The sequence below is a fragment of the Enterobacter sp. 01-M-02-SI-ECC genome (assembly GCF_047530595.1).
Classification (GTDB): Bacteria; Pseudomonadota; Gammaproteobacteria; order Enterobacterales; family Enterobacteriaceae; genus Enterobacter; species Enterobacter cloacae_M.
In genome coordinates this window covers 1-22,925 of record NZ_JBLKCZ010000019.1, presented here as the reverse complement: position 1 = coordinate 22,925, position 22,925 = coordinate 1, and the positions used below count along the sequence as shown (strand labels likewise).

Sequence of the window (22,925 nt, the reverse complement as noted above, 5' to 3'; positions counted from 1 at the left end):
CACATTTGTGCCAGTTGAAAGCCGGTGTGCATGACCATTGTTTCGTGACCTTAAACCCAGGAATCGTCGAGCGTCTGGGAGAAAGGCTGCGACACCTTCGGTTAAGATGGGTCTTGTGAGTGGGGAAGGGACGCTACAGCCGGAAGACAAACTGAATCTGCCATTTCAGCCCGCGAGTATCCCGACCCTGTGCCACCGTTTTATAGCTAACATTTCTCCTTTACTGTAGCATTCTGCCGTTTCGCCATCCTCTCGGAACTTCGGTATACCGCGAGCGGAATATTTGCCAGTCATATGGCCCTTACTGGTAACCGGAAAAAAGCTTCATGAAGGCGGATAGGAAGTTCCTTAGACGCATATGGTGTTTTTAAATTAACACATAAGCATTGCTACTCATAAGGATGTAAAATAACCATGCCCATTAAGGATGTAATTAAGACCTCATTGGTTTTTTTTTGGTATTTGTAAACAGACAATTCCGAAAATATTTCTCAGTAAAATTGAATCCTGCATATATAAACTGCCTTTAGCAGTGCTGCAAAATTATTTTTAAAAATCTTTCATTCAGGTTATTAGCCAGCGAGACCAATCTGTCATGATTACTTCAGACCAAACCTGAGGAATCAAAAATGGATAAATACTTTGACCAGAGCGGAATTGAAATCGACAACGCTAAGATTCAGTGTATTGATTCAGTAAAAGGCACCGGGGAATATATTTATCGGGTCACTTGCAATAAATGCAAAGGCCGTGGTGAGCGTAAACACTTTTATAGGAGCCGCTGCATGGCATGTAATGGTACGGGCTATAGCCTGGTCACAACCCGTACATGTTACACCCTTTCCGCGTTATATCGCACATACCCGGAAGCGGCACGCAAGATTTCAGCAGCTCAGGCAGTAGTGCGTCAGCGTGCTGTACAATCAAAGACTTCCGCGTTCAATCTGTGGTGTAAGAGCAATCAGGAACTGGTTGACGCCATCACACAGCAAGACGGGGAGAACAGCTTTCTGAACAGTCTGAAATCGACGTTATCACGGAAATATCCATTAAGTGATAAACAACTAACGGTCGCAGCCAGAATTCTCGGGATTTAATAAATCAGCTTCAGGCTTTTATAATTCTTATTTAATTTTACTCATTCCATTACGGAGGAAGATATGATCCATTCATTTAAAGACAGACGGCTGGAAAGCTTTTTCCGTAATGGAAAGTCCACAGCAGGTATTCCTGCTGATCTGTTAAATGCGATTTCATGCAGACTGAAAACGTTAAATAATGTAAAAAACGAACGCGAATTGTTATCAAGTAGTTTGCGTTACGAACGCTTAAGGATGACCGCAAACCGGTACTCTTCCATTCGAGTTAATTCAAAATATCGGTTATTCTTTGTGTGGAATGATGGCGTACATAACGTTCACCTGTCGGCGCATGATTATAAATCGCTAATCCATTAAGGTAAAAAATGAAACTTTTCGGTATTTTATCCAGGGATGCAGGCACGGATGCGATGTTTTATATTCAGACCAGCACTAAACAACAGGCAAGCTTCATATTTGATGCCCTTGTCCCCCGGCTGAATGCGCATTGCCAACTGATCGACCCACTGAATGAAACAATTATACCTTCACTAAGCCGGACGACACTTTCTTTACAGCCCTGGTCCCAGAATACCCAGACACGGACGAGTGAGCTGAAGATGACGACGCACGGTCTGACTCTCTCCGGGGCAGTGATGGTGGAACACTCCCGGCAGATCGTCGACTTCTGCGATAACCTGGGCCTGCGCCTCGATGCACCCACCGGGAAACCCAGCTGGACAGAACTGATCAATGCTGACCTTGAGCAGCTTAATTCCCCGCGTTTGTTCCCCGTCCTTACCCAATCTGGCACGGAAGGACAGTTTCAGATCTATGTCCCGGCACCGGCTGTCATTGACGCCGACGTAGTCATTGCAAGCGTGATCGGCGAGTGTTTTAGCGGCGTTACCCCGTACTGCGTGAACGGCACTCCATATCCGCTGACTGAAAAGCCGCTGATCCGGATGGAGGCACACGTTAGTGACATGCATACACGGGTTTTTGAGCTGACATTCGTCAGTTATAACCTGGCCCTTACTGCGACGGTATATGACAACAATCTGCGCCAGGTTCTGATGCTGTGTGAAGATTTTGGTGTCACCCTTCAGGGGCGAGCGGGTGCATCCTGTCATGCCTACATGCGTAACGAATACCGGCGGCTTGCACATGTAGGTGTTTGCTCACGCTCCGGGGCTGAAGACGATGTCCGCGCTTACAGCTCATATAAAGAGGAAACCCTGATCCGGCAGCTGCTGAATCAGGCGACGGCGGACAGCACATTGATCCCGGCGCGACACGGCCAGCAATTTAACGGTGTGCTGATGAATGCCACCCCGTCATCAGCAACCACCGGATTTATCTACCTGTCACAGGAATTCCCGCAAGGCCAGTTTATGATGACGGCGGAAGTGGTGAATGCCAGCAGCACGCCACGGGGGATCAGTTACATCGAAACGGTGGACGGTTACCGTTTTATTGTGACTGCATACGACACGAGAGCGATGAATTCCCTGACCGAATTTCTTGAAGTTAACGAGACCTATTTTACCCCATACCGCTGGGCGTAGCGCCAGCGCACCGGACAGCCAGGGAGGGCATCCGGAAAAGGTGATTTCACGCCATCAACAGAGCGCGAAACTCGCAGAAAAACAGACTGGCCCTATTTTAATACCCGATCACCGAAGCCAATTGCCTTCCGGGCAGAATGCCTGAGTATACCGGGTCTTAGCGACGTGGGATCAGGGCAGCCGGGAAAAGTAACTTTTGAAAAATTAGACGTGGTCAGTCGGCATGGTGTATTAAATTTCAAATCCTCTGGTTATATTCCTTCTTATAAACAATCCTCCTAATTTTTAAAGCTATCAATCACATCATCAACTATTCGGAAAAATTTTGCCGCAGGTTATTAGCCGTCGAGCGCGTCCTGGTATAATTGCCACATACCAACAGGAGACATCATGAATAAATTAGATATCATTTCCAGTCAGCTTAATTTCATTTCCCTTCTTAATGCTGTCGGTTATTCCGTATCTGATGTTGTATTTAAACGTCACGGTGCATCAACCGACTTTAATGCAGGTTTCTGGACGTTTGTCGCGGAGCAGAAAGATCGCTATATCGAAGTGTCGTGCAGCCTGTCACATCCTACCGCAGAAGGCACGCAGCATATCGATGTGCGCATTGATATGTTTGAAGACCCGATTGATGATGAGATCTCCCGGACTTTAGACACCAACACCTATGCCACGAATTATAAATATATTGAGCGAGTGCCGTTTACTGAATCCGTCAAAAGAGAATTTACCACCAGCCTTGGTGATATTATTTCAGAATAGTGCCAGCTTAATTCACGGCATGGATGCCTGAGATTTTCTTCAAAATATTCTCTTCCGGGTTATTAGGTTTTGAACCCAACCTGGTATTATATATCTACAGGCAATGCCAACAAATAATGAAGCGTCGGAGGCGATATGAGCATTCAGGAATTCGATTTTACCACCTGTGATTTATTTTCCATTCTGGACTCTCTGAATTATTCCCGCGAGGATATTAATGGTCTTACTCCGGCTATTTTCCGGGACGGCGAATTATCGAGAGTCTCTCTCTCTGTCGTCCAGTCTACCCGCTCGGCGGAAATCACGATCAGCCAGCGCGTGAGCACCGCCACAGGTCTCCGCTGCTATGTGCTGTTGATTGCGCAGCATGAAGACCGCATCCACAGTGAAGCCCTCAGCCAAGATGCTGAGGCGCAGTATCAGGTGAATCGCTTTATCCGCAAGATGGCTGAAGTCACGGATGCCAGCACCAAATCGATCAAGAAATGCTCTCAGATGATGAAAAAAATCATAAAGGAGCACCAGTTTAAAGCCAATCCTTCTTTCGGCCAGAGTTTCATCAAGGGTTGATTGAGTCTTGCCCCGGACGCCGGGGCAACGCTGAATAAACCCCTAACCAGCCGGGAGGCGCAGATGCCTGAAAAAAACTTCATTGTCAAAATTGTATGCCGGAATGGCGAGTATGAGCATTCCAGCGTGAAGCTTGTCGCCAGCGATACTGAGGCAAACGCCAGCCAGACGGCATTACTGAATGAGTGTCGCGACGAGGTCGAAGCACTGAGTTTTGAAGACGGCGGAGTGTATGATCTTGGCGGGGAATTCTTCTATCAAGTGAAGAGCTGCCAACAGCTGCCACCGGAGGATGCGGAGATCCTACTTCGTTACCTGTGAACCCGTGGACGGTTGCGTCAGCCGCCGTCCGTTGTAACGCGATCTTGCCTGCCCAGCCCGAGGGTTATGTGGTAATTTCCCGGCAACAGAATGATTCGAAATTAAGGTTATCAGTATGAAAAGTAAATTTGCTGAGCTGCCGGTGAAAAACGGGAAATCCGGTAACTGGACGCTGGACTCCTTTGTGATTACGCCAGAAAAAGCGCAGACCCTGAAGCTTCGCGCCGAATATACAAAGGATCAGGATGAATATATCCCGGCAGGCGTCTACCGGCGTTTGTCCTGTGATAACGAAGTGGTGATGTCCAATACGCCGATGGAGATCCGTACCTGTGAAGCTTTCATTGAGCGAGCAACTGGACGCATCCTGATTAACGGACTGGGGCTGGGAATGGTGCTGCACGCCATTCTTCAGAAGCCTGACGTGACCCACGTGACCGTCATTGAGAAGTCTCAGGATGTGATGAACCTGGTTTCCAAAGCATTTGCTCACGATCCCCGCGTTGAAATTATCCTTGCGGATGCTCTGAAATACTGCCCACCGGCAGGCGTTACCTTCAATGTGTGCTGGCATGATATCTGGCCAGATTTTTCGAGATCAAATCTTGATGAAATGGAAGCGCTCGAACGCAAATATCTCCACCTGTGCGACTGGCAGGACTCGTGGGGTAAAGAGCAGTGTGAAGCTGCCCTGATTCGTTTCGCGGCGCTGGAATCGTCACTGGAGTCCCTGATGCAGAAAGGGAAGTGACCTGCTTCACCGTCTTCCTGCGCCCACTTACGTTGAACTGAATCCATTTTAAGGATGACTGATGAAGAGTTGCTTTTCTAATTTACCTGTTAAAGATGGAACATCCGGTGCCTGGACACTGGACAGCTTCGAAATCTCCAAAGATAAGGCGGTTAGCCTTTTCCTCCGTGCCGCTACGGAGGATATCGACGCGGTTTTACAGCCCGGTAACTATCGCCGCCTTTCAAATGGCAGAAATGTGGTGATGACCAATTTGCCATACGAAATCCAACTCTGTCAGGAGTTCATAAAGCGAGCGACAGGGCACGTCCTGATCAACGGACTGGGGCTGGGGATGGTGCTGCACGCCATTCTTCAGAAGCCGGAAGTTAACAACGTGACTGTCATTGAGAAGTCGCAGGATGTGATTAACCTAGTTGCCGAGGCCTTTGCCCACGATCCCCGTGTTGAAATCATCCATGCGGATGCTCTGGAATACTGCCCACCGGCAGGCGTTACTTACGATGTGTGCTGGCACGACGTCTGGGCGGGATTATCGAGTTCAAATCTCGATGAAATGGAAGCACTCGAACGCAAATATCTCCACCTGTGCGACTGGCAGGACTCGTGGGGTAAAGAGCAGTGTGAAGCCGCCCTGGTCCGTTTTTCAAGGATGGCTGATGAGCAACCTTAACAGCGATTTGATTGCGCGGATCTATGCCGCGTCAGACACCCCGTTAACGAACGAAGAGCTGTATCGCGAGGTACAACGCGAAACGGGGATGTCGGATGCAGAACTACAGAAAATGAAGGCGTTCGGCTCGGACAAAATGCGAACCAGCGGCGTCAAGCATCAGGTTCGCTGGTATCAGCAGACGCTGCGGCAGGCCGGGGTGATCGAGCGTGTCCCGGAAAAGCGGGGCGTCTGGCGCTATGCCTTCAAAAATGACAAGAAGCTGCATGAGTCCTGGGACAAACTGTGCGTCGTTGGCTTCTCAACTTCGCTCGGGGCATCGGTCTTCGGGAATGCGTACGCGTTCTTCAGCAACATCAATGAGCAAATCCATCTCTGCCTTACGTCGCCCCCGTTCCTGCTGCGTAATGCCCGAAATTACGGGCACGGCGGCGGACGCGGTGAGCAGGCGTATATTGACTGGCTGCTGCGGATTCTTGAGCCTATCGTGAAGCAGCTCGTGCCGGGGGGCAGCGTGGCGCTCAATGTGACGCAGGACAGCTTTAATCCAGGCAGGCCATCGCGCTCTCTGTATCTGGAAAGACTGACACTGGCGCTGTGCGATAAGCTGGGTCTTGAGCTGATGGACAGACTGAACTGGGTGAACCGAGCGAAACCCCCGTCGCCGACTCACTGGGCGTGTAAACAGCGTGTTCAGCTCTGTTCGTCTTACGAGCCGGTGCTGTGGTTTACTAATGACGCGCAAAAGGTTCGTTCGAACAACATGCGCGTTCTCCAGCCTCATTCAGAGCAGCATCAGAAATTGCAGGCGTCCGGCGGCGAAAACCGCACTACATTTTACGGGGATGGCGCTTACCAGCTTAAAAATGGCGCCTTCGGCAATAAGACAGAAGGGACTATCTCCAAAAATACGCTTATGTTTGGCAATGCCTGCCCGGATACGCGGCTCTGCCATCGCATCGCCCGCGAACTGGGGTTTCCGCTGCACGGTGCAACGTCACCCACTCGACTCGCCGCATTCCTGATCGAGTTCCTCACCAGGCCTGGTGATCTGGTAGTTGAGCCATTTGCCGGTCTGCACAAAGTACCGGTTGCCGCTGAGCGGCTCGGCAGACGTTGGTATGCAACGGACAAAATAATGGAATGGCTCGGGATCTCGCGCAGCCTGTTTACAGAAATGCCGGGATACCAGAGCAGCCCGATACTCGATGACCTGGTTGCCCTTTACCGTGATGAACTGCGGGAAGGGGGATGAGCTGGGCGGTTTAGCCTGGCCAGCAGCCGGAAGTGACGCCAGCGGGGATGTCCTGCGGCGACGGCGCTGACAGAAAATGATTCAGCAACATACCGGCGTAATGGCCACCAGGATTCTTCTCCCGGATGCCTTAAAAACGACGGCGACAATTTTAATCACTGAAGGGAGTGTGAGCATGAAGAATTTGACTGAACAGGTTTCCCCCATTGAACTGCAAAAGGGCGACCGTGTTGAAGCGTACGGCGCATTAATGGAAGTGATGCACATCGTTGAATCCGGCTGTGATGTCCCCGGCGGCGTCCGCGTTGCCGCCTGCGTCTCGCGGGTTATCGGTGACACCACCGGTACTATTCCGCGTGGATGGCTGGAAACGCCCGAACAAATGTCGGAACGGGGGGCAACCTGGGCCGCAGAGCTTCCGGCTGGGCTGTACTGGAACATTCAGGGCAATGCCCATGCCAGAGTCAGCCGGGTGACGAACTGACGTTATGAGAAAGGTGAAAATATTGCCAGTAGTCACCCATATGGTATAATTGACATACCAAATGGGAGGGTCGGTTATGACTATGAAAGTTTTTTCTCCAGATTTATCCAAAATGAACCCGCACGGCTTATGGCAGGTGGTGGGTCTGGATAATGACGGCATTGCGCTGATGGACAAAATTAGCCACGGACTGGAAGGTAAAGTCGCTCATTCCATTTCTGAATGGGCGAACATCACGCCGTCGGAACTGCGCAAAATGTCCGGCATTCCGAACACCACCTTCAATCGCAGCGTAAAAGCCCGTTTCACTGCGGATCAGAGCGAACGTCTGGTGCGTATTATTCGCGTCATTGAACGGGCTGTAGAGCTGTTCGAAGGCGACAAAGAGGCAGCACAGAAATGGATGAACGAGCCAAACCGTGGCTTGAGCTGGAAGACTCCGGCAGATGTTGTCTCTTCGGAAACCGGCGCACTCGAAGTGATGCGCCTGATCACCCGTATTGAACACGGAGTCTATTCGTGATCCTGTATCGGATGACCAAGACCCGCTATATTACGACTGCATGGTCGGGATTAGGTGCGAAAGAAGCGGGAGGCCGCTGGAACAGTGTCGGCACAGCACTTGTCTATCTGTCCGAGACGGCCTCTCTGACCATGCTGGAGACGCTGGTGCATATCAATGCCCCGCAGCTTCTGGACGCTTACACGCTGCTGAGCATTGATGTCCCGGATGACCAGATCCAGGCCTTTGACTTGAACCTGCTGCCGCCGGGCTGGGCAAGTGAAGATGCGCCCGCAGAACTTGCCCTGTATGGCGATAACTGGGCTGAAAGTGGCTCTTCTGTTGCCCTGCGTATTCCCAGTGCATTATCTCCGGTGGAGTTTAACTACCTTTTAAATCCGGCTCATCCGGCGATTTTTGATCTGATGAAAACCGTCCAGAAAATTCCTTACCAGTACGACACACGGCTGAAATAGTTTCAGGTTTATATAACCTCCTGGATTGAGATGATAAATGATGACAAGCGAAAAAATCTTTAAAATCAGTGTATCGCTCGTTGTGTTATTTTCTTTCGTTTACTGGGGGCTTGATCCCGAATTTATCTGTAAATTTGCCAGTGACCCATCCAGTACCTGTGATTATTCTGAGCGTATTCCATTGCTTAACTTTATTTCTTCAGTATGGGCATTGATGCTGACTGTGACTCTGGCTGGCATTCTCGTTAAGTGGGTCAGAAAAAATTAGCCGCAGCTTTTGAACCGGGACAGGCTCTTCATAACGTCTTGTGTTCCGTCTGGTATTGCAACCGGGGCAGAGAGTATTTTACTTCAGATAATAACCTGAATATTTGAAATATACTTTTATACCAGACGATGCAGGTTCGTTGCGTACTTAATTCCGAATATGTCAAATGTGAAATGAATTGCAATCGGATAATGTGATTTTGCTGTTTCCAGATTTGTTCTCTTCCTGTTTTATTCCTCTATTTTTAAAAATTTCGCTTTGTACTTATTAGCCAGTGAACCGACTTTGCTAAAATATCCCTACAGCAACCCAACTGACGGTCGAGGTTAATAGTATGGAATCCGAACAGCTCATCACTAAAATTACTCAGACACTGAAACGCCCCGACGGCTCTGAAGTGCGTATTGTGGTGCAGCAGTCATTTGGCTTAGGCCTCACGCCTTCGCTGGGTGTGTATGTCCTGCGTCGCCCGACCACTGTCGACAACTGGCAGTTGTGCAAAAACACACCGCACAAGGACTGGCGCACCATGTCGGTGGATGAATACCAGAAACACGGGCGTTCTGAAATGCTGCGGTACGTCTCCATCGGCGAAATCCTTCGCCTAAGCGCCGCGATTGGCAAACCGATGAGCTACGTTGATACCTGTCCGGGTTTACAGGGCTGATGGTGTATTTTACCCGTAGCAGAACTGACAAATTTAAAAATTGCAGACGGAGAAAAATGATGATTAACAAACAGGGCAACGCTGTAAATCTCCCGGACTTAAGCCGACTGTATATTATCTCAGGCCGCATGATGTTTGATGATGAGGAAGAAGTGATGCTGGTTGAAGCCGACTCCTCCGGTGAAGCAGAAGCGGCATTCCGGCGACATATCGCCGACAGAGAGGCACACATTGAAAAGGCACTTGTCATTTCGTCGGCGTCCCTTCAATCACTGTTACCAGACCGGATCATTGTTTCCGCCCTGACACATACCTTATAACTGAATCTTTCCCATTTAATAAATGCCGCCCTTGTGGCGGTTTTTTATTTTTTCCGCATAATTACTTAATGCCGCCCTCTAAATAATGGCTGGATTAATAAATATGGCGCCTGTCTTCTCTATAAAAACTTCGAAAATATTTCATTTCGGGTTATTAGGTGCGGGTATCTGTTTTGATATTATCTATTCACAGACAGCAATCACACTTAATTAAATAAGGAGTTATGCAATGGCAAATAATTACACTCAGGCATCCTTCACAATTCTCTGTTCACAGGAACAGGCTCAGATGGCTCTGGACGCGATTGCGTATGTTACGGACACGGATGTGTCGGAAGGTGATCACCTGCTGTCTAAACCTGCTTCAGAGTGTTCCCTCACTGAACTGCTGGTCCTGGGTATTATTCAGAACCACCCGGAGTGCGATCCGTTTGAGCCGACTTTTGGTCAGCCGGAGTCACCAGAAGACAATTACGAGCTGGAACTCAAAGCGGAAATCACCGGTAGCGGTCTGGCAATCAGCCATGATGAAAGCATTAACCTCGACCACGCAATCGCGGTAACAACTGCCGTGTTGTCGGTGTTTAACCTGCCTGAAATGGTCACAATCAATGCCGCTTTCGTCTGCGACCGACCACGCGAAAACGAGTTCGGCGGTGCGACAATCGTGGTGACTAAAGATACACACCACTATGAGGAAGGCTTTAATTTTTCCCGCCTGATGAACGAAGCCCATGATGCCGGTGTTCAGTATGCGTTGGTGAAAGTGAACCAGTATAACCACGAAAACACATACACAGAATGCTATCTGATGAGCTGCAAAGCGTCTGAATCGCCTTATGACGTTGCACGCCACCGCCTGGCCTCGGACGAGAGTACTTCTGACGATCCTGATGAGGATGGAGTCATCATTCTCAGCGAAGAAGACAACACCAGCATGGCGCTTCACAGCGTCACCGAACTGACGCCCGTCGTGTACGACAGCCTGAGCAAATTGCTGCCTTCGCTGGACGTATTGTGCCCCGTGACTGCCTGATAACCCTAGATTGCCACCGGGACAGCCGGTGGCATGGAGAGCTGAAATGTTCAATAAACTTTTGATTGCGTCCGCTAGCTGCATCAATGAATTTGCGAGTGAAGTCCCGCAAAGCGTCTTCTTTTCCATTGATACATCGCTGGCTCAGCGTATCCGTGAACTGGCGGCATACGTGAAAGAGAATGATTTGTACGTTGCAGAGTTTTTCTTCTATGACTGCCTCTGGTCCGAAACATCGGAAGAGGACATTGAGGAACTCATGGCGAAGGCTGCATTTATTGAAAGTGACAGTAACGGGCAGGAAACCATGCTCCGGGACGTCATGCCGTCCTCTCGCACGGAAACAACTTCCATCCGGGTCATGAAAGAATCATTTCAACTGACGGCTGTACCCCGCCATTGCGGTGATGACATGATGCTCAATACCCCCAGAATTCCGTTGGCAGAGCTGGAATCAAATACGACGGTTTTAATTACCCAGCAGTATTCGTGAGAGCGTGGTAAAGATAATATATTTATTGCCGCGTAATTCTATTTATTCAGTGCTATTTAGTTAAATTGGCATAATTCCAATTTAACTAAATTTATCTTCACATATTGCACTGAAGATATTAGATGGGTTTAATAAATAACGCGATAATGCAGCGAAAGCCAAAATTCAGGAAATAATATGTATATCGAAATAAAAGAAACATTCCTTGAATTACCCTCAGAAATTCAATTTTCTGAGGCGGCTAACGCTGCCATTCTGACGCAGGATAAATGGGGCGATGTCTGGCAAACACTGAAGACCGATGCGGATCTGAATTATACCGATGCCGGTGAGCCGGTCAGTCTCGCATCGCGCGTGACGACGGCAACCAGTGCCATTTATCATGCGATTACCGAAGGCTGGACCATGTGCGTCGGCTACAGCGGCGGGAAAGACTCCCACTCGCTACTGCACCTGTTCCTCATGGCCCTGATCCGTGCCGTACGGAACGGGTCGAACGTCAGCCAGCACCACTTCATTCAGATCTCCAACACCCTGATTGAAAACCCTGAGATGCATCATCAGTCCACGCAGGTTCTCAGCCAGCTCCGAGCCTTTATTGCCGAACAGCAACTGCCCGTGACCGTCCTGGTGGCCCACCCGTCCATGACCCAGAGCTGGGTCGGACGCATTCTGACCGGGCGCGGACTTCCGACCTGGACAAATTCCAATACGCGTCAATGCTCTACAGATCTCAAACGCTCTCCACTGCGCCAGGCCAAAGCCCGTTATTTAAAAAATGCACCAGCTTCCGTCCGCAACAAAGTGTGCCTGATGCTGGGTTCCCGCGATGATGAGAGCGCCCGTCGGGCAGGCAACATCCTCAGAATGGGCGGGCAGTCGGACAGCGTCTCGCTCACGGAGCTCGGCGGCGAACTGTACCCGGTGAAAGAGTGGCGGACACAGGATATCTGGTCATTTCTGATGGCCTGTGGTTCGCTGGCGCGATTTCCGCTGCCAAGCTTTTTGCCGGACAACTTCAGCCTCGCCACGCTTTACAAAGACGCGACCGGGGAATGTATCTGGACGCCGGAGAAATACACGGCCCGGTCTTCTGCCTGCGGCGCTCGCTATGGATGCTCGCTATGCTGCGCCGTCGGCATTGACCACTCGATGGAAACCTTACTCCGCACTGATCCTGAGAAGTACGGCTACCAGGCTGGTCTAAACCGCCTTCAGCGTTTCCTGACCAAAATCCAGTACGACTGGAGCCTTCGGGATTATATCGGCCGCAAAGTGTTTGAGGGCGGGTATGTGCGTCTTCAGCCCAATGTTTTCTCGTCGTCCCTGACCGAACGACTGTTCCATATCTGTTGCAGCCTCGATTACGTGGAGGCCCAGCGGGCCGCAGCGGTGCGGGAAAAGTTACTTTCTGGCGAGGTCGAAGATACGGCGCATAACCGCCGCATGGCGGAGCCGCAGTTTCGACTGGTGCAGGAAGCCAACGTGCTGCATATCGACTTTCTCTGGTCACTGCATTGCTTTAACCCGCGACCATTTCGCGCCATCGAACTTTACCGCCAGGTGTGGGAAGGGGGGGCACTGGATCTGCTCGACGATGAGCCAGCTATGCAACCCGTACCCCGCACGCCGATGCCAGCACCACGCTGGATGAAGTTGCCGGAAGGCCGTATCGGGACGTCATTTGACGGGCTGTCTGATCCGTCTGCCGAAATGGCCTATTTTGACGGTCGGGAGGATGACCGTGCTTCCCGCAGCCTGCTGAGCAGCGGGGAAAGCCTGAACATCGTTGCATTCGAAGAAGAGGATGAGCTGACGGTCGATGAAGACACTGCGTCCTGGATTATCTGGCATGAATATGACGGATTACGCCAGCGTGTGTCTGACGGTGAGTTTACCCCCGTGGCGGCGGCACAGTACCTGCTTAGATACGGCGCCGTCCGAATTTCCCGGGGGAAAGGTGCGGTGTACCACCGCCTCGCTCAACGCGGGCAGGCCTTTTCACGTCTTGGCATTAACGACCAGACGCCGCTGCCGTCCCTGCTCGTCAGCCACCGTTTCAAGATCCTGACCGACTGCGATTACCGCCTGCTCGTTGCCCGTAAACTGCGGGGGCAGCGGCAGAAACTGCGCTTCTGGTGCTGTGTTGCGGCCTGTGTGGCGCTGCACACCCACAACCGAACGCCTCTTGGGGCATGGATCACGACGCAACTGGAGAACGAACGCCAGCAACATCTGGCCCGGACGGGTGACGAACTGAAAGCCGGTCTGCTCGACGCTGTACTGACTCTCTGTAACCTGCGGATTAAGCCTCAATCAATGCAACCGGAGGAACGGTTGTATTACCGGGCTGTCAGAAAACGCTTTCTGACGACGTTAGCCAGGTGTATTTCCCAGGAGTACGACGAAACCTTACGGGAGGTTATTTGGGCGCTGAGGATGCTGTCCGGTCCCCAGTCTTCGAAAAAGACGGGATTCCGGCATGTGGATGATTGCCGGGAGAGTACTGCGGCACTGTTAAGGCCTCTGCTGAATCGTCTGGTCCGCCTGCTGGCGTGAGGCAATTAGCACAATCAGACAGACCTAAAAAAGCGTGAAAATAGCCCCGTTAACGGAAAAATAGATGAAATGTGTGTGGTGTAATGCTCGCAGGGGTGAAGTCCGTTACGGTGCGGGTTTGAAAAGTAACTTTTTTCATCAGACTAACAACATCCATTTTAAAACTATTAGGGACTGATATATGACCGATAAAGAGGATAAAAAAAGGAACTTAAGGAAGATAAGGGGCATTTCAATCAACTGGGAATTTAATAAGCCCACTGGTAAGGAACACCTGCTATTAATTATTGCCATAGTGGCATGTATTTTCCCTAGTCAGATTTTTTTCAATTCCTCTCTATGGAGCGGCTTCCTGTATTTAATTTGTGTTGCGGGTAGTTATGCATACCTGGCTATACCTCATTTTAAACATCGTAAGGAAATCTGGAAGGGATGGCTTGACCAGTCGCTGAAAGAGTACCAGCCGCTTGATCTGCAAGCTTGGGAGGTTTTTAAGGCCCGCGTTAGTGAGGAAGGCATGACTTATGTTGCTTTTGAATCATGGATGAATACTGAGGCTAGTGCTTTATATAAAGAACCCAAACAAGAATGGTCATTTGTCGACAAAACACCGGTCGGAGAAAATGATCAGTCAGAACCTGTTCAACAGATTTCAGTAAGTAATAAAAAAGAATAGATAATTTTAATCGAAAACCGTCCTGAAAACAGGGCTAATTATCCAGAGGATTGCACTATGACTATTCAAGAAAAAAATACCGTTTTCATTTTTAATGCCTGCCACGCTGACAAGGCCACTGCCTCCAGCGCCAATGCACTTTACAGCCTGGAAGTTGAATATCCGATGACCCTGAATGATTTGTCATTGCTGTGTGAGTCTGTCGCGAAAGCGTTGGATGCACCTGGTTGCGTGAAATATGAAATTACGACCGAGCCGGTAGTGGAAGCGGATGAAGATTAATTCGGGGTGTGTACACCACGTTTTCAGGAAGGGATGTAGAGTCCCGCGACCGTGTAACGACTGTCGTTTCCAGGGATGGGCGAATAAAGATGGATAGGCTTCTCAATGTGTGAACCATGTGTGAAAGGAGAAACCACAGTGAAGACACGTGGAATGCTTTTTAAAGATGAAATGGTCAGGGCAATTCTGGCAAACCAGAAAACACAGACGCGGCGGATTATAGAGCCTCAGTACAGTTCACCTGAATGGTCGGTAAGGCCTGCGCAAACACCGCGACATCGTGGGCATACGCATGACTGGTGGCTTCCAACAGGAACTCAGCCAAATTCGGCGCTTCGCGCCTGTCCGTACGGTGTAGTTGGCGACCGTATTACTGTACGTGAAGCGTTTTCCTTGCTCGGGAATGAAGATGCGTGCGCGGTGGACTGGAATGACAACATTGTGATGGACAGATCTGAAGCAGCCCGCATTTACCGTGCGAGCTGTGAACAGCGTTCGGGGGATTATGGGCTGTGGTCGATCCCTGATGAGGCCGACTGGAAGCCCCGTACAGAAAATATGAAGTTCGAAGGTGCGTGGACACCTTCTATCCATATGCCTCGCTGGGCCAGCCGTATAGTACTGGAAATCACCGATTTGCGAGTAGAGCGGTTAAACAGCATCAGCGAAGAGGATGCGAAAGCTGAAGGAGCCCCAACCGAATGTTGTGTTATTGGCGATAAGCATTTTCTTGGCTTCCGCAGCCTTTGGAAAGACACCTATGGAGAAGACAGTTGGCAGGCCAACCCGTGGGTGTGGGTAATCAATTTTGAGCGCATTGCTGGGGAAGTCGCATGAATAATGAGGTGAGTTCGCTGGGTACGGAAAAACCCGAAGGTCCTTTTGTTCTTCTGACGTTAGTCGGTGATGGTTTTATCTTCGATGAGCGGCACGAGATTATCAGGATAAATGGAAGACCAAAGCAGGTCGGAGTAAAGCGAAATTATTTTGAATCTGATCTGGGGGAAGGGAAGGCGAAATACTGGACAGTGGATATTAATGAGGCCCATGTATTCCCCACTCTGGATGCCGCGACCGAACAGCTATGTAAATTAAGCCGACCACACCTGATTAAAATCCGAAAACTAATTCAGGAAATTTAATAAAAAACCGTCTTAATATGGTTGGGAGGTCCGGTGAAAGTTCTAAATAACAAAGGCTCAGTAATCGAATTACCCAATTTTTCAGAACTCCTCCCGAAGGTTAAATCTGATGATGGGCGATTTTCAAAGCCCAAAAATAAAATATCCAAAGAGCAACGAGCCGAACTGCGTTTGAAATTTGGTGGTCGGTGTGCCTATTGCGGCTGTACTCTGCCGGAAAAAGGCTGGCATGCCGATCATGTTGAACCGGTGAGGCGGGATTTTGAAATGGTCAGAGCCCCCGCTGGAAGTCGAGTGACACACCAGGCTCGAAGTACCGGTAAGGTCATGCATCCTGAACTGCATGCAATCGAAAATCTTTTTCCGGCTTGCGCCCCCTGCAATCTCTTTAAAGGTGCATTGAGTGTTGAAGGAATGCGGAAAGAAATAAGCCGCCAGGTAGAACGCGCCAGGGCATACAGCGTCAACTTCAGGACCGCAGAGCGATTTGGATTAATTGAAGTCACGGAGAAGCCGATTGTCTTCTGGTTCGAAATGTATCAAGCGACACCGAAATAATTGAAACCATAATAAACGAGGATAATGACGATGTTTTTACACCTGGTACCTAAAATCCTGCATCCGATGGGAAATCTCTGCACGCTGGATTCCGTGAGCGTCACGGAACTGTCGCTTCACCTGACAGGAAATGACCTGGTTGCGATGCGCCCTTATCCGAACAAGCAATACCTGGTGGGTATGCTGAAGGGTCGCAAGGCATTGAATGGATTTCTGGTCAAAATTCCCCGAGCGTTAGAAGAGTTTACGATGGTCTCCGTCTGGAATATTGAAGGATACGGCAAAATAACGCACACCCTGAAGACCTTTGTCGAAGATACGGAATATGACCTGGTTTCCCATGACGTGCTGCTGGCGCAAGGGAGCTACCGGGCACAGGCGTCTGAAGAGTATCGTGTTCACCCTGTCTATAAAAACATTGCGCCGGTACACATCGAACCGAAGATGGAGTCCCTGCTGTCGACCGAACCCAATTTAGAGAACGATGTCTGTGAAACCTATTCGTGGGGGATGCTGGTGCGTACGCGGGAAGAGGGGTTTAAGGCAATGACGATGCCATCAGCCCGTCTCAGGGAGTCTGAGGCACTGCGGGGGGATCGCCAGCCACAACCGGAGCAGGCCATTGTTATTAGCGGGTGAGTGGCGATCAGCCTGATGTCGTTGCACAGGCTGACAGACTCTCAATGGATATACCGGGGAAGTTGATTTTCCAACCTGTAGGTTATTCGGTTCGTACCCCGATTCGGTATAATTAGTTAAATCATAGTTAGTTTATTATGTGTAAGGACATAAACATGGATGAATATCTGGCGCTGGACAAGGCACTCATCGAAGTTCTAACCCCGGTTCCTAAGCCGTTCGCGACATTATTTGCCGGAGAAATCAAAGCAGAGTGTCACAGGATTGCCGCTAGGGAAAGCAATCCGCAACCATTGCGGATTCTTGACCGCCGTTTGCAATCGCTAATTAAGGACGGTCGCATTTCTTATACAACCGGAAAAGGTTGGCTTAAATGTGGTGGCACCGTATAACGGTATTTTCAATACAAAAAATTGGAAAGAATCATGACCAGCAATCGCTCCCGTGAAATAAAAACACCGCCTGTGCATATTATTGCGGATTACGTTCTTCGCTTCATGAAGAACAATAAAGAAGCAAAATTGTACGAAGCAATGAGCCGTCTTGAAAGTAAAATCAAACTCTTTGTTGCTGACGGCCATGATGAGCAGCATATCCGGACACAGTTAAATCAGGCCACACAATGTCATACCAAAGAAACACTGAAACGGGCCTGTGAACGGATTTGTATTTAACCTCATGTTATACATTCTGCGAGTGGTAGGCTGGCCTTTGACATCGTAGCCAGATTCTACCACTGAAAGAGGGACGCAATTTTAATGAAATTTATCCTGTTGTTTTTCATTTTAGTCATTCTGATCTGGGGGTTTACAGGTCTGGCTTTTAAAGAAGCCATTATATTTACGTCCGTCGGACTGAGCATTTCGGTTGTGGCTTTGTCTGCTCTCCTTGTGGTAGTTCTGACATTTGTAATGGCTGCAATGTATGCAACTCAGGAACTGGGTGCGCTGGGAAAAATGATTATCGCTCAGGTTGTACTGACCGGATTATGGAACCTGGCTTTTTCTATTATCCCGGACGGAAAGTTACTTTCTTTTTTCGGCGTAAATATCTGGCAATCCGGCTCATACCTGGTTTACTTCATGGCAGTGTTGATAGCTGTTTTCGCGACGTTCGTCGCGTTCCAGAAGCAGCAGTATTTTTTACCTGATGCACCATAAGCCTTCCGATATGGAAGGTTTTTTCCTTCAGTGCTGAGTTTATTTATAGCGGGTCTGTCTTTACACCTTTTTAAACTAAATTCTGTCCTATCTAATTTATCTATTTTTTTTTTTTGCTCTTTGGGTTATTAGCCGGGAGAGTCGGTTTGTTATATTGGGTTTACACCAACCGAGGGCAAAAAAATGCAGATTAATAAAGTCATGTCTTTTCTTGATATTCTTTCTAGCTGGCTTGAAGACAATATTAATATGGAGTCTGAGCTGGTCTTCGATAATGATGTAGACAATACCACCTCAGAAGCCCTGTATCCCGCAGTGGAAAAAGCTAACGCGGTATTGAGCAAACTTGCATCTCTGTCGTCTGATACGATTCAGGCGACGCGTCAGCGTTTACAGGACGCTGTCGAAGGCAATGGGGAGGTTTCTCCTGCTGACGTCAAAGAGCTGCTCTTGGCAACCAAGCATTTGATGCTAGCGCCGGATTGCGGAGAATAATCAGATGAGCAGATTAACATTCGAGATTTCAGGGGTAAAAAAACTGCTTAAAGAAATCCAGTCAGCGGATCAATTCCTTGCAACCGTTGATCAGCTTTTTGAGCCAACAAATTATCCGGGGGGGGTGCCTCTTAACGAAGCTGGTAAGACGGAAAAAGAAGCTTGCCTGGCAGGGGAAGTTTTCTGGCCATCGCCAAAGCATATGGTTCAGACCCGTCTGACCCCTCAGATTACTCTGGTAAAAGGCCATGGCGTCTGTCTGATTACCAATGCTTCTCTGGATGGAAGTCCTGTCTCCCGAGATACAGCTATCTATGCCCGTGGAATGAATCCGTCGCTTGATGAAGATTGGAATTATGAGTCTGATCAGATTATGGGAGGAGATGATAGTACAGTTACAGTACCGCTTGAGTGGTTTGAACTCGCAATCGAAAAGAAACTTAAGGCTTTTAGTCTCAAAGTATCCCCTACAAAAATAACGCTGGTGAATGGATAAACGAGTCACAGGCTGTATCGGTCTAACATGGTCTGTCCCTGATCTTTCAGCCAGCCGAACAGACCCACCTTAAAAGGAGTATTATGGCTGACACAAAGCGACCTATTTCCCCGCTTACACAGGCCCAAATCTATGTGTTGCATCGTCTGGCAAGCGGAACGCAGTATGAGATCTGCGGTGAATTTCGTCGGGCCCGGGAATGCCGGATGTATAGGGGGGCATCGGATGATGTGCGATGCCGTAGCACCCCGGTCCTCTTTCGGCTTGGGTTGGTTGAGCTGGCCAATCCGTCCCAGCGGCCTTTACCGGGAAGTTATTATCAGGTCAAGCTGAGCGCCACTGGGAGTGATCTCCTGAGGTCCATCGAACGCGACTAAATTTTTCAATTGGAACCGTTTTTCTCTCTGATATCAGGACGGGATGACCACAGGTACCTCGAAAAGAACCTCGCCATTGCCAACCCTGAGGCGCTATTTTTTTCTGGTCAAAATAGGCCCGTTAGCGAAAAAAAAACGGTATCTGATGTGGTGTAATGCTGTTGTCATTTCACCCCAGAAGGATAGCTACTGATGAAATTGTTTTATAGCAAACCAGTTCGCTTTATCGTCATTATCTGTGTATTTCTCCTCGGCGTTGATAACTTGAGCGATATGTTCGCCGATGTTTCCCGATCTGTATTCTACGGCGGTCTCGCTGCTCTCCTTGCAATTGCCGTCGTCATTGCCCGAGTTGGTTACACCAAAAATGCGGACAAGGCCAGCCAGGCGCAGTAACTTTTACTCAGCCACCTTTCGGTGGCTTTTTTTTCATAAGGACTGACTCATGCACAACATTGAAATTTCTACCGTCGCCATTTTCAGCGCCCAGTTTAAAAACATCGAAGACGCCGAGAATGCCGGGGCCCTATATTCAGTCGACATCGAATATCCGATGACGCTGAATGACCTGTCGCTGCTGTGTGAATCCGTAGCAAAAGCCGTTGGTGTCCCTAATGGAGTAAAGTACCAGTTTGTCACTCAGCCGCAACCGGAAGAAAGTGATTATTAACGCTTATGGCGACTGGCTGAACAGGAGAAGAACATTGCCCCATGTTGATCACACCCGGACGCTCCGGGTCCAGCTGTACGATGCCAGCCGCTTTCATGATGGCGCGACGGCGGAACAAGCTGGCGAACTGCATACTGTCGCATTCAGTAAACCCGCGATTACCGATGATATTCAGAAAATTGTGGATACCACTGCCGAGGTGCTCGGTAGACGCTACAGCGTTAACGTATTCTCAAACTGAGCGCCGGAGAAGGAGGTGTCCAGGTGACCTCCTTCTACCTTTTTTTAAATCAAAGACCGTCAAATTTAATTCCCCTGTCAGACGTCATCGGCACACTTAAAATAAAACCCGTCCTTTTCCCGGTTGCCATTTTCACTTTTCAGATATTCGTCAAAATATTTCACCACGGGTTATTTGGGCCAGAGGCCGTATTGATATAATGAGTTCACATTTCTGAAAGGAGTTTTAGATGAATAAGTCTCTGGTCAGCTTTGCGGAATTATCCGGCGATGCTATTAATCTTGCGCGACAGTCGGTTATCGAGATGGAAATGACCGCTGCCCGGGAAAAGATTGGAAAGGCTCGTTCGTTATTCCGCTCAGGTATTCATCGTGCTGTTAATGGCTATCCGCTGATTCAGTCGGCGGCTAACCAGATGAGCGTCATTAAACGACTCCAGAGCGACACAGAATATCTCGATGCCTGTATTACTGAGAATCTTTGTATGTTCTCGACAGAGGGTTATCTGTACCTGTTTATGCAACGCCGCTTCATTAATGAACCCGTGTCTGAAGGCCGGGAACTGAACAATATTTCCATTTAAAGGTGACATTATGAAACCATTTGGACTTGCCGGAAAACCGCAGCCTGAGCCCTGTGGCTGCTGCTGGTACTACCCGGAGGATTGCCGTTATGCTGCTGCGAAACCGCTTTACCGCCGCAGCCAGCGTAAGGCTGAGCGTCAGCGTCAGCGTGCGACTATTACCCGCACACTGGCCGAATCACGATAGCCGTAAGGACTGCTCATGCCTGGGCTGACAGTACCCTGTTACCTGGCGGCATTATCCGCTGTGAGTGATTATGATTAAATACGTCACCACGTCGACTTCCCCGATATCACCGGAGCAAAGATGAAACTCAGTCAGTTGGAGGCGGGGATGACCGTTTGGTCACTCTTCCGAACCAAAATGGGCAATACCACCATTAAGACAGTAACTCTTCATTCTGTCGTTATTCAGGAGGTTTACGATAACCACGTTATCGCCAGCTGGAACCGCAATGCGCCGCGTCGGTTCGGGGAAACGGCGATAAGTAGCTGGAAAAAAGATAAGCCGCTACTCATCCGCGACCGTTCCGGAAGTGCCCGTTTGGCGACGCGGGAAGAAAAATCCCGAATATTGGAATCAAAATAGCGCCCGTCCATCTTATCGGTTTGGCCCGTTCCGTTCTCAGCGTATTCCGGTGATGGCAGTTTCCCCCCCCCACTTAACTGTAGGGAAACAAAACAGCTCATTGCATCCCACCTTCCTGCTGTCATTTCCCTCTTTAATCCCGTTTTTTTCGAGCCCTTAACCCGCAAACTAGCTCCCGTTCACCGGGTATGATCAGCGTGTCTGTGACCATTAATTTTCAGAGTGAGGAGAGGGTACATGAACCAAACTGAATCGGACCCGTCCGGATATACCGCAACAACGGTCGATGAAGAACGCATGGCCATCAGGGAACTGATCGGCGAAGTGGTCGGCCGCTACCGTAGACAGGTACCGCCTGATCGCGTCCAGAAAGCTACTTTTGAGGTGAATGGCGGGCTGCTCATGGGGCTTTTGCTTGCTCTGCTGATGCTGGTATGTATTATCCAGCGTGTGGCAACTGGCGACCGACTGATGAGCTTTACCGGAGAGCCTGACGTCCGGGATATTCAGTTTACCCTGATGCTGGTCATGGAGCTCGCACTTGGCATTGTTGTCTGGTTCCTGATTGCGACGGGGGACTATTCGCGTCCCTGGCTCTATCGTCTTACTCCGGCAAAACCCGTCTGGCTTTTTGATGAAGTGGAGGACTCCGATTTGGTGCTGCTTTCCAGCAATCCCTTTATCAAACGCTGGCTTCACGAGGAACTAACGAAAATCAGGCGACTGACGTATACCCGCCTCGATGAGAAACTGGAGAAAATCGCCCATTACCCGGATAGCCTAATGCACAGTTGTGTTCGTGCTCACCGTTTGTCACTGATCGCGGGTTCGAAGACTGACTGATTACAGCCGGAAAGAAGCGGGGGACCGGACGGGCTGGCGGCGTTGAGTGTAGAGATTTGCATCCGTCTGTTTCGTCAGCGATTACGTCAGCCGTCCGCTGTTACGGCCTGCGAGGCAGCAAAACCTGAAATACTTACTTATTAAATATTTAGGCGGTCGACCTGTTCGTTTGAAGGGGGCTGGGTGGTATAATGGCTTCGGTGCTGGAGGCTTTTGCCCCAGCCAGCAGAATCACTGTTTGACTGTGGTAAAAAGCAGAAAGCCCCGAGTAATTTTTTCAAATTAACCTGTACTGCACCCATTTTGTTGGACGATGAAATGGAATAGTCCCTGATATGTCAAAGCCAAAATACCCCTTCGAAAAGCGCCTTGAAGTCGTGAATC

The 22,925-nt window shown here is 49.5% G+C and carries 36 protein-coding genes; all 36 read left to right on the top strand.

The genetic code is table 11. The features are described from left to right. Window positions 1–629 precede the first annotated feature (629 nt). The 36 genes from ACMWLG_RS19545 to ACMWLG_RS19370 all read left to right on the top strand — a co-directional run bounded on the left by ACMWLG_RS19545 (window position 630) and on the right by ACMWLG_RS19370 (window position 22,541). Entirely contained in the window at window positions 630–1,097 is a 468-nt protein-coding gene (locus ACMWLG_RS19545) for a hypothetical protein (protein WP_022652128.1), read from the top strand. A 63-nt stretch (window positions 1,098–1,160) separates the two neighbouring features. Further along, complete coding sequence (locus tag ACMWLG_RS19540) at window positions 1,161–1,457, top strand: type II toxin-antitoxin system RelE/ParE family toxin (protein WP_015063076.1); 297 nt, start codon at window positions 1,161–1,163, stop codon at window positions 1,455–1,457. An 8-nt stretch (window positions 1,458–1,465) separates the two neighbouring features. Further along, on the top strand, window positions 1,466–2,647 hold the full coding sequence (locus tag ACMWLG_RS19535; protein WP_022652127.1) for a hypothetical protein: 1,182 nt from the start codon (window positions 1,466–1,468) through the stop codon (window positions 2,645–2,647). Window positions 2,648–3,037: 390 nt separating this feature from the next. Beyond that, window positions 3,038–3,415 (top strand): hypothetical protein, encoded by a 378-nt coding sequence (locus ACMWLG_RS19530; protein ID WP_015063074.1) that lies wholly within the window; start codon window positions 3,038–3,040, stop codon window positions 3,413–3,415. Between the two features lie 135 nt (window positions 3,416–3,550). Further along, on the top strand, window positions 3,551–3,985 hold the full coding sequence (locus ACMWLG_RS19525) for a hypothetical protein (protein WP_015063073.1): 435 nt from the start codon (window positions 3,551–3,553) through the stop codon (window positions 3,983–3,985). Between the two features lie 63 nt (window positions 3,986–4,048). Continuing rightward, on the top strand, window positions 4,049–4,306 hold the full coding sequence (locus ACMWLG_RS19520; protein WP_022652126.1) for a hypothetical protein: 258 nt from the start codon (window positions 4,049–4,051) through the stop codon (window positions 4,304–4,306). Between the two features lie 115 nt (window positions 4,307–4,421). After that, window positions 4,422–5,057: a hypothetical protein gene (locus tag ACMWLG_RS19515; RefSeq protein ID WP_022652125.1), complete on the top strand. Its 636-nt coding sequence runs from the start codon at window positions 4,422–4,424 to the stop codon at window positions 5,055–5,057. Between the two features lie 61 nt (window positions 5,058–5,118). Beyond that, on the top strand, window positions 5,119–5,730 hold the full coding sequence (locus ACMWLG_RS19510) for a hypothetical protein (RefSeq protein WP_022652124.1): 612 nt from the start codon (window positions 5,119–5,121) through the stop codon (window positions 5,728–5,730). Then, window positions 5,717–6,985, top strand: coding sequence for a DNA methyltransferase (locus ACMWLG_RS19505; RefSeq protein WP_022652123.1), 1,269 nt, complete (start codon window positions 5,717–5,719; stop codon window positions 6,983–6,985). Before ACMWLG_RS19510 ends, ACMWLG_RS19505 begins: the two co-directional genes overlap by 14 nt. A gap of 175 nt (window positions 6,986–7,160) precedes the next feature. After that, window positions 7,161–7,469, top strand: a complete 309-nt coding sequence (locus ACMWLG_RS19500; RefSeq protein ID WP_022652122.1) for a hypothetical protein — start codon at window positions 7,161–7,163, stop codon at window positions 7,467–7,469. Window positions 7,470–7,551: 82 nt separating this feature from the next. Further along, window positions 7,552–7,992: an antitoxin Xre/MbcA/ParS toxin-binding domain-containing protein gene (locus ACMWLG_RS19495; RefSeq protein WP_032610495.1), complete on the top strand. Its 441-nt coding sequence runs from the start codon at window positions 7,552–7,554 to the stop codon at window positions 7,990–7,992. Next, entirely contained in the window at window positions 7,989–8,447 is a 459-nt protein-coding gene (locus ACMWLG_RS19490; protein WP_022652120.1) for an RES family NAD+ phosphorylase, read from the top strand. The genes ACMWLG_RS19495 and ACMWLG_RS19490 overlap by 4 nt, the downstream gene beginning before the upstream one ends. A gap of 37 nt (window positions 8,448–8,484) precedes the next feature. Beyond that, window positions 8,485–8,715 carry a hypothetical protein gene (locus ACMWLG_RS19485; protein WP_022652119.1) on the top strand — a complete coding sequence of 77 codons (231 nt, stop codon included), beginning with the start codon at window positions 8,485–8,487 and terminating at the stop codon, window positions 8,713–8,715. A gap of 334 nt (window positions 8,716–9,049) precedes the next feature. Further along, window positions 9,050–9,382, top strand: a complete 333-nt coding sequence (locus ACMWLG_RS19480) for a hypothetical protein (protein ID WP_022652118.1) — start codon at window positions 9,050–9,052, stop codon at window positions 9,380–9,382. A gap of 56 nt (window positions 9,383–9,438) precedes the next feature. Next, the gene (locus ACMWLG_RS19475) at window positions 9,439–9,702 is read left to right on the top strand and encodes a hypothetical protein (protein ID WP_032610382.1); all 264 of its coding nucleotides are present in this window, start codon (window positions 9,439–9,441) and stop codon (window positions 9,700–9,702) included. A gap of 229 nt (window positions 9,703–9,931) precedes the next feature. Next, a complete protein-coding gene (locus ACMWLG_RS19470) occupies window positions 9,932–10,738 on the top strand; it encodes a hypothetical protein (protein ID WP_015063028.1) in 807 nt (268 codons plus the stop codon). A 46-nt stretch (window positions 10,739–10,784) separates the two neighbouring features. Next, window positions 10,785–11,231 (top strand): hypothetical protein, encoded by a 447-nt coding sequence (locus tag ACMWLG_RS19465; RefSeq protein ID WP_015063027.1) that lies wholly within the window; start codon window positions 10,785–10,787, stop codon window positions 11,229–11,231. Window positions 11,232–11,408: 177 nt separating this feature from the next. Then, window positions 11,409–13,790 (top strand): phosphoadenosine phosphosulfate reductase family protein, encoded by a 2,382-nt coding sequence (locus tag ACMWLG_RS19460; RefSeq protein ID WP_044713534.1) that lies wholly within the window; start codon window positions 11,409–11,411, stop codon window positions 13,788–13,790. Window positions 13,791–13,971: 181 nt separating this feature from the next. Further along, the gene (locus ACMWLG_RS19455; RefSeq protein ID WP_015063025.1) at window positions 13,972–14,466 is read left to right on the top strand and encodes a hypothetical protein; all 495 of its coding nucleotides are present in this window, start codon (window positions 13,972–13,974) and stop codon (window positions 14,464–14,466) included. 57 nt (window positions 14,467–14,523) lie between these two features. Continuing rightward, window positions 14,524–14,748: a hypothetical protein gene (locus ACMWLG_RS19450; protein ID WP_022652360.1), complete on the top strand. Its 225-nt coding sequence runs from the start codon at window positions 14,524–14,526 to the stop codon at window positions 14,746–14,748. Window positions 14,749–14,886: 138 nt separating this feature from the next. Beyond that, complete coding sequence (locus ACMWLG_RS19445; RefSeq protein WP_022652359.1) at window positions 14,887–15,585, top strand: hypothetical protein; 699 nt, start codon at window positions 14,887–14,889, stop codon at window positions 15,583–15,585. Next, window positions 15,582–15,890 (top strand): hypothetical protein, encoded by a 309-nt coding sequence (locus ACMWLG_RS19440; RefSeq protein ID WP_022652358.1) that lies wholly within the window; start codon window positions 15,582–15,584, stop codon window positions 15,888–15,890. The genes ACMWLG_RS19445 and ACMWLG_RS19440 overlap by 4 nt, the downstream gene beginning before the upstream one ends. 33 nt (window positions 15,891–15,923) lie before the next feature. Next, window positions 15,924–16,448, top strand: coding sequence for an HNH endonuclease (locus ACMWLG_RS19435; protein ID WP_022652357.1), 525 nt, complete (start codon window positions 15,924–15,926; stop codon window positions 16,446–16,448). Between the two features lie 30 nt (window positions 16,449–16,478). Further along, a complete protein-coding gene (locus ACMWLG_RS19430) occupies window positions 16,479–17,087 on the top strand; it encodes a DUF6012 family protein (protein WP_022652356.1) in 609 nt (202 codons plus the stop codon). Between the two features lie 155 nt (window positions 17,088–17,242). Then, window positions 17,243–17,479 (top strand): hypothetical protein, encoded by a 237-nt coding sequence (locus ACMWLG_RS19425; RefSeq protein WP_022652355.1) that lies wholly within the window; start codon window positions 17,243–17,245, stop codon window positions 17,477–17,479. 33 nt (window positions 17,480–17,512) lie between these two features. Next, complete coding sequence (locus ACMWLG_RS19420) at window positions 17,513–17,761, top strand: hypothetical protein (protein WP_022652354.1); 249 nt, start codon at window positions 17,513–17,515, stop codon at window positions 17,759–17,761. 84 nt (window positions 17,762–17,845) lie between these two features. After that, window positions 17,846–18,247 (top strand): hypothetical protein, encoded by a 402-nt coding sequence (locus tag ACMWLG_RS19415; RefSeq protein WP_022652353.1) that lies wholly within the window; start codon window positions 17,846–17,848, stop codon window positions 18,245–18,247. 183 nt (window positions 18,248–18,430) lie between these two features. Continuing rightward, the gene (locus ACMWLG_RS19410) at window positions 18,431–18,742 is read left to right on the top strand and encodes a DUF957 domain-containing protein (protein ID WP_022652352.1); all 312 of its coding nucleotides are present in this window, start codon (window positions 18,431–18,433) and stop codon (window positions 18,740–18,742) included. A gap of 4 nt (window positions 18,743–18,746) precedes the next feature. Then, window positions 18,747–19,238, top strand: coding sequence for a DUF3085 domain-containing protein (locus ACMWLG_RS19405; protein WP_015063020.1), 492 nt, complete (start codon window positions 18,747–18,749; stop codon window positions 19,236–19,238). Between the two features lie 569 nt (window positions 19,239–19,807). After that, window positions 19,808–20,011: a hypothetical protein gene (locus ACMWLG_RS19400; RefSeq protein ID WP_022652350.1), complete on the top strand. Its 204-nt coding sequence runs from the start codon at window positions 19,808–19,810 to the stop codon at window positions 20,009–20,011. 49 nt (window positions 20,012–20,060) lie between these two features. After that, a complete protein-coding gene (locus tag ACMWLG_RS19395) occupies window positions 20,061–20,285 on the top strand; it encodes a hypothetical protein (protein WP_022652349.1) in 225 nt (74 codons plus the stop codon). A gap of 34 nt (window positions 20,286–20,319) precedes the next feature. After that, window positions 20,320–20,526 (top strand): hypothetical protein, encoded by a 207-nt coding sequence (locus ACMWLG_RS19390; protein WP_032610492.1) that lies wholly within the window; start codon window positions 20,320–20,322, stop codon window positions 20,524–20,526. Window positions 20,527–20,755: 229 nt separating this feature from the next. Beyond that, window positions 20,756–21,109, top strand: coding sequence for a hypothetical protein (locus ACMWLG_RS19385; protein ID WP_022652347.1), 354 nt, complete (start codon window positions 20,756–20,758; stop codon window positions 21,107–21,109). Between the two features lie 10 nt (window positions 21,110–21,119). Next, window positions 21,120–21,296: a hypothetical protein gene (locus ACMWLG_RS19380; RefSeq protein ID WP_162859439.1), complete on the top strand. Its 177-nt coding sequence runs from the start codon at window positions 21,120–21,122 to the stop codon at window positions 21,294–21,296. Window positions 21,297–21,416: 120 nt separating this feature from the next. Further along, a complete protein-coding gene (locus ACMWLG_RS19375; protein ID WP_022652345.1) occupies window positions 21,417–21,698 on the top strand; it encodes a hypothetical protein in 282 nt (93 codons plus the stop codon). A gap of 237 nt (window positions 21,699–21,935) precedes the next feature. Next, window positions 21,936–22,541: a hypothetical protein gene (locus tag ACMWLG_RS19370; RefSeq protein WP_015063019.1), complete on the top strand. Its 606-nt coding sequence runs from the start codon at window positions 21,936–21,938 to the stop codon at window positions 22,539–22,541. The last annotated feature ends 384 nt before the right edge of the window (window positions 22,542–22,925 follow it).

What these genes read in the sequence shown, in the direction of transcription:
- ACMWLG_RS19420 (WP_022652354.1), top strand. Translation starts at nt 17,513, where the DNA reads ATGACCAGCAATCGCTCCCGTGAAATAAAAACACCGCCTGTGCATATT.
- ACMWLG_RS19440 (WP_022652358.1), top strand. Translation starts at nt 15,582, where the DNA reads ATGAATAATGAGGTGAGTTCGCTGGGTACGGAAAAACCCGAAGGTCCT.
- ACMWLG_RS19380 (WP_162859439.1), top strand. Translation starts at nt 21,120, where the DNA reads ATGAAACCATTTGGACTTGCCGGAAAACCGCAGCCTGAGCCCTGTGGC.
- ACMWLG_RS19465 (WP_015063027.1), top strand. Translation starts at nt 10,785, where the DNA reads ATGTTCAATAAACTTTTGATTGCGTCCGCTAGCTGCATCAATGAATTT.
- ACMWLG_RS19410 (WP_022652352.1), top strand. Translation starts at nt 18,431, where the DNA reads ATGCAGATTAATAAAGTCATGTCTTTTCTTGATATTCTTTCTAGCTGG.
- ACMWLG_RS19405 (WP_015063020.1), top strand. Translation starts at nt 18,747, where the DNA reads ATGAGCAGATTAACATTCGAGATTTCAGGGGTAAAAAAACTGCTTAAA.
- ACMWLG_RS19500 (WP_022652122.1), top strand. Translation starts at nt 7,161, where the DNA reads ATGAAGAATTTGACTGAACAGGTTTCCCCCATTGAACTGCAAAAGGGC.
- ACMWLG_RS19525 (WP_015063073.1), top strand. Translation starts at nt 3,551, where the DNA reads ATGAGCATTCAGGAATTCGATTTTACCACCTGTGATTTATTTTCCATT.
- ACMWLG_RS19530 (WP_015063074.1), top strand. Translation starts at nt 3,038, where the DNA reads ATGAATAAATTAGATATCATTTCCAGTCAGCTTAATTTCATTTCCCTT.
- ACMWLG_RS19520 (WP_022652126.1), top strand. Translation starts at nt 4,049, where the DNA reads ATGCCTGAAAAAAACTTCATTGTCAAAATTGTATGCCGGAATGGCGAG.
- ACMWLG_RS19385 (WP_022652347.1), top strand. Translation starts at nt 20,756, where the DNA reads ATGAATAAGTCTCTGGTCAGCTTTGCGGAATTATCCGGCGATGCTATT.
- ACMWLG_RS19460 (WP_044713534.1), top strand. Translation starts at nt 11,409, where the DNA reads ATGTATATCGAAATAAAAGAAACATTCCTTGAATTACCCTCAGAAATT.
- ACMWLG_RS19545 (WP_022652128.1), top strand. Translation starts at nt 630, where the DNA reads ATGGATAAATACTTTGACCAGAGCGGAATTGAAATCGACAACGCTAAG.
- ACMWLG_RS19425 (WP_022652355.1), top strand. Translation starts at nt 17,243, where the DNA reads ATGGATGAATATCTGGCGCTGGACAAGGCACTCATCGAAGTTCTAACC.
- ACMWLG_RS19540 (WP_015063076.1), top strand. Translation starts at nt 1,161, where the DNA reads ATGATCCATTCATTTAAAGACAGACGGCTGGAAAGCTTTTTCCGTAAT.
- ACMWLG_RS19495 (WP_032610495.1), top strand. Translation starts at nt 7,552, where the DNA reads ATGAAAGTTTTTTCTCCAGATTTATCCAAAATGAACCCGCACGGCTTA.
- ACMWLG_RS19505 (WP_022652123.1), top strand. Translation starts at nt 5,717, where the DNA reads ATGAGCAACCTTAACAGCGATTTGATTGCGCGGATCTATGCCGCGTCA.
- ACMWLG_RS19480 (WP_022652118.1), top strand. Translation starts at nt 9,050, where the DNA reads ATGGAATCCGAACAGCTCATCACTAAAATTACTCAGACACTGAAACGC.
- ACMWLG_RS19430 (WP_022652356.1), top strand. Translation starts at nt 16,479, where the DNA reads ATGTTTTTACACCTGGTACCTAAAATCCTGCATCCGATGGGAAATCTC.
- ACMWLG_RS19450 (WP_022652360.1), top strand. Translation starts at nt 14,524, where the DNA reads ATGACTATTCAAGAAAAAAATACCGTTTTCATTTTTAATGCCTGCCAC.
- ACMWLG_RS19395 (WP_022652349.1), top strand. Translation starts at nt 20,061, where the DNA reads ATGCACAACATTGAAATTTCTACCGTCGCCATTTTCAGCGCCCAGTTT.
- ACMWLG_RS19455 (WP_015063025.1), top strand. Translation starts at nt 13,972, where the DNA reads ATGACCGATAAAGAGGATAAAAAAAGGAACTTAAGGAAGATAAGGGGC.
- ACMWLG_RS19470 (WP_015063028.1), top strand. Translation starts at nt 9,932, where the DNA reads ATGGCAAATAATTACACTCAGGCATCCTTCACAATTCTCTGTTCACAG.
- ACMWLG_RS19375 (WP_022652345.1), top strand. Translation starts at nt 21,417, where the DNA reads ATGAAACTCAGTCAGTTGGAGGCGGGGATGACCGTTTGGTCACTCTTC.
- ACMWLG_RS19485 (WP_022652119.1), top strand. Translation starts at nt 8,485, where the DNA reads ATGATGACAAGCGAAAAAATCTTTAAAATCAGTGTATCGCTCGTTGTG.
- ACMWLG_RS19535 (WP_022652127.1), top strand. Translation starts at nt 1,466, where the DNA reads ATGAAACTTTTCGGTATTTTATCCAGGGATGCAGGCACGGATGCGATG.
- ACMWLG_RS19400 (WP_022652350.1), top strand. Translation starts at nt 19,808, where the DNA reads ATGAAATTGTTTTATAGCAAACCAGTTCGCTTTATCGTCATTATCTGT.
- ACMWLG_RS19515 (WP_022652125.1), top strand. Translation starts at nt 4,422, where the DNA reads ATGAAAAGTAAATTTGCTGAGCTGCCGGTGAAAAACGGGAAATCCGGT.
- ACMWLG_RS19370 (WP_015063019.1), top strand. Translation starts at nt 21,936, where the DNA reads ATGAACCAAACTGAATCGGACCCGTCCGGATATACCGCAACAACGGTC.
- ACMWLG_RS19475 (WP_032610382.1), top strand. Translation starts at nt 9,439, where the DNA reads ATGATGATTAACAAACAGGGCAACGCTGTAAATCTCCCGGACTTAAGC.
- ACMWLG_RS19510 (WP_022652124.1), top strand. Translation starts at nt 5,119, where the DNA reads ATGAAGAGTTGCTTTTCTAATTTACCTGTTAAAGATGGAACATCCGGT.
- ACMWLG_RS19415 (WP_022652353.1), top strand. Translation starts at nt 17,846, where the DNA reads ATGAAATTTATCCTGTTGTTTTTCATTTTAGTCATTCTGATCTGGGGG.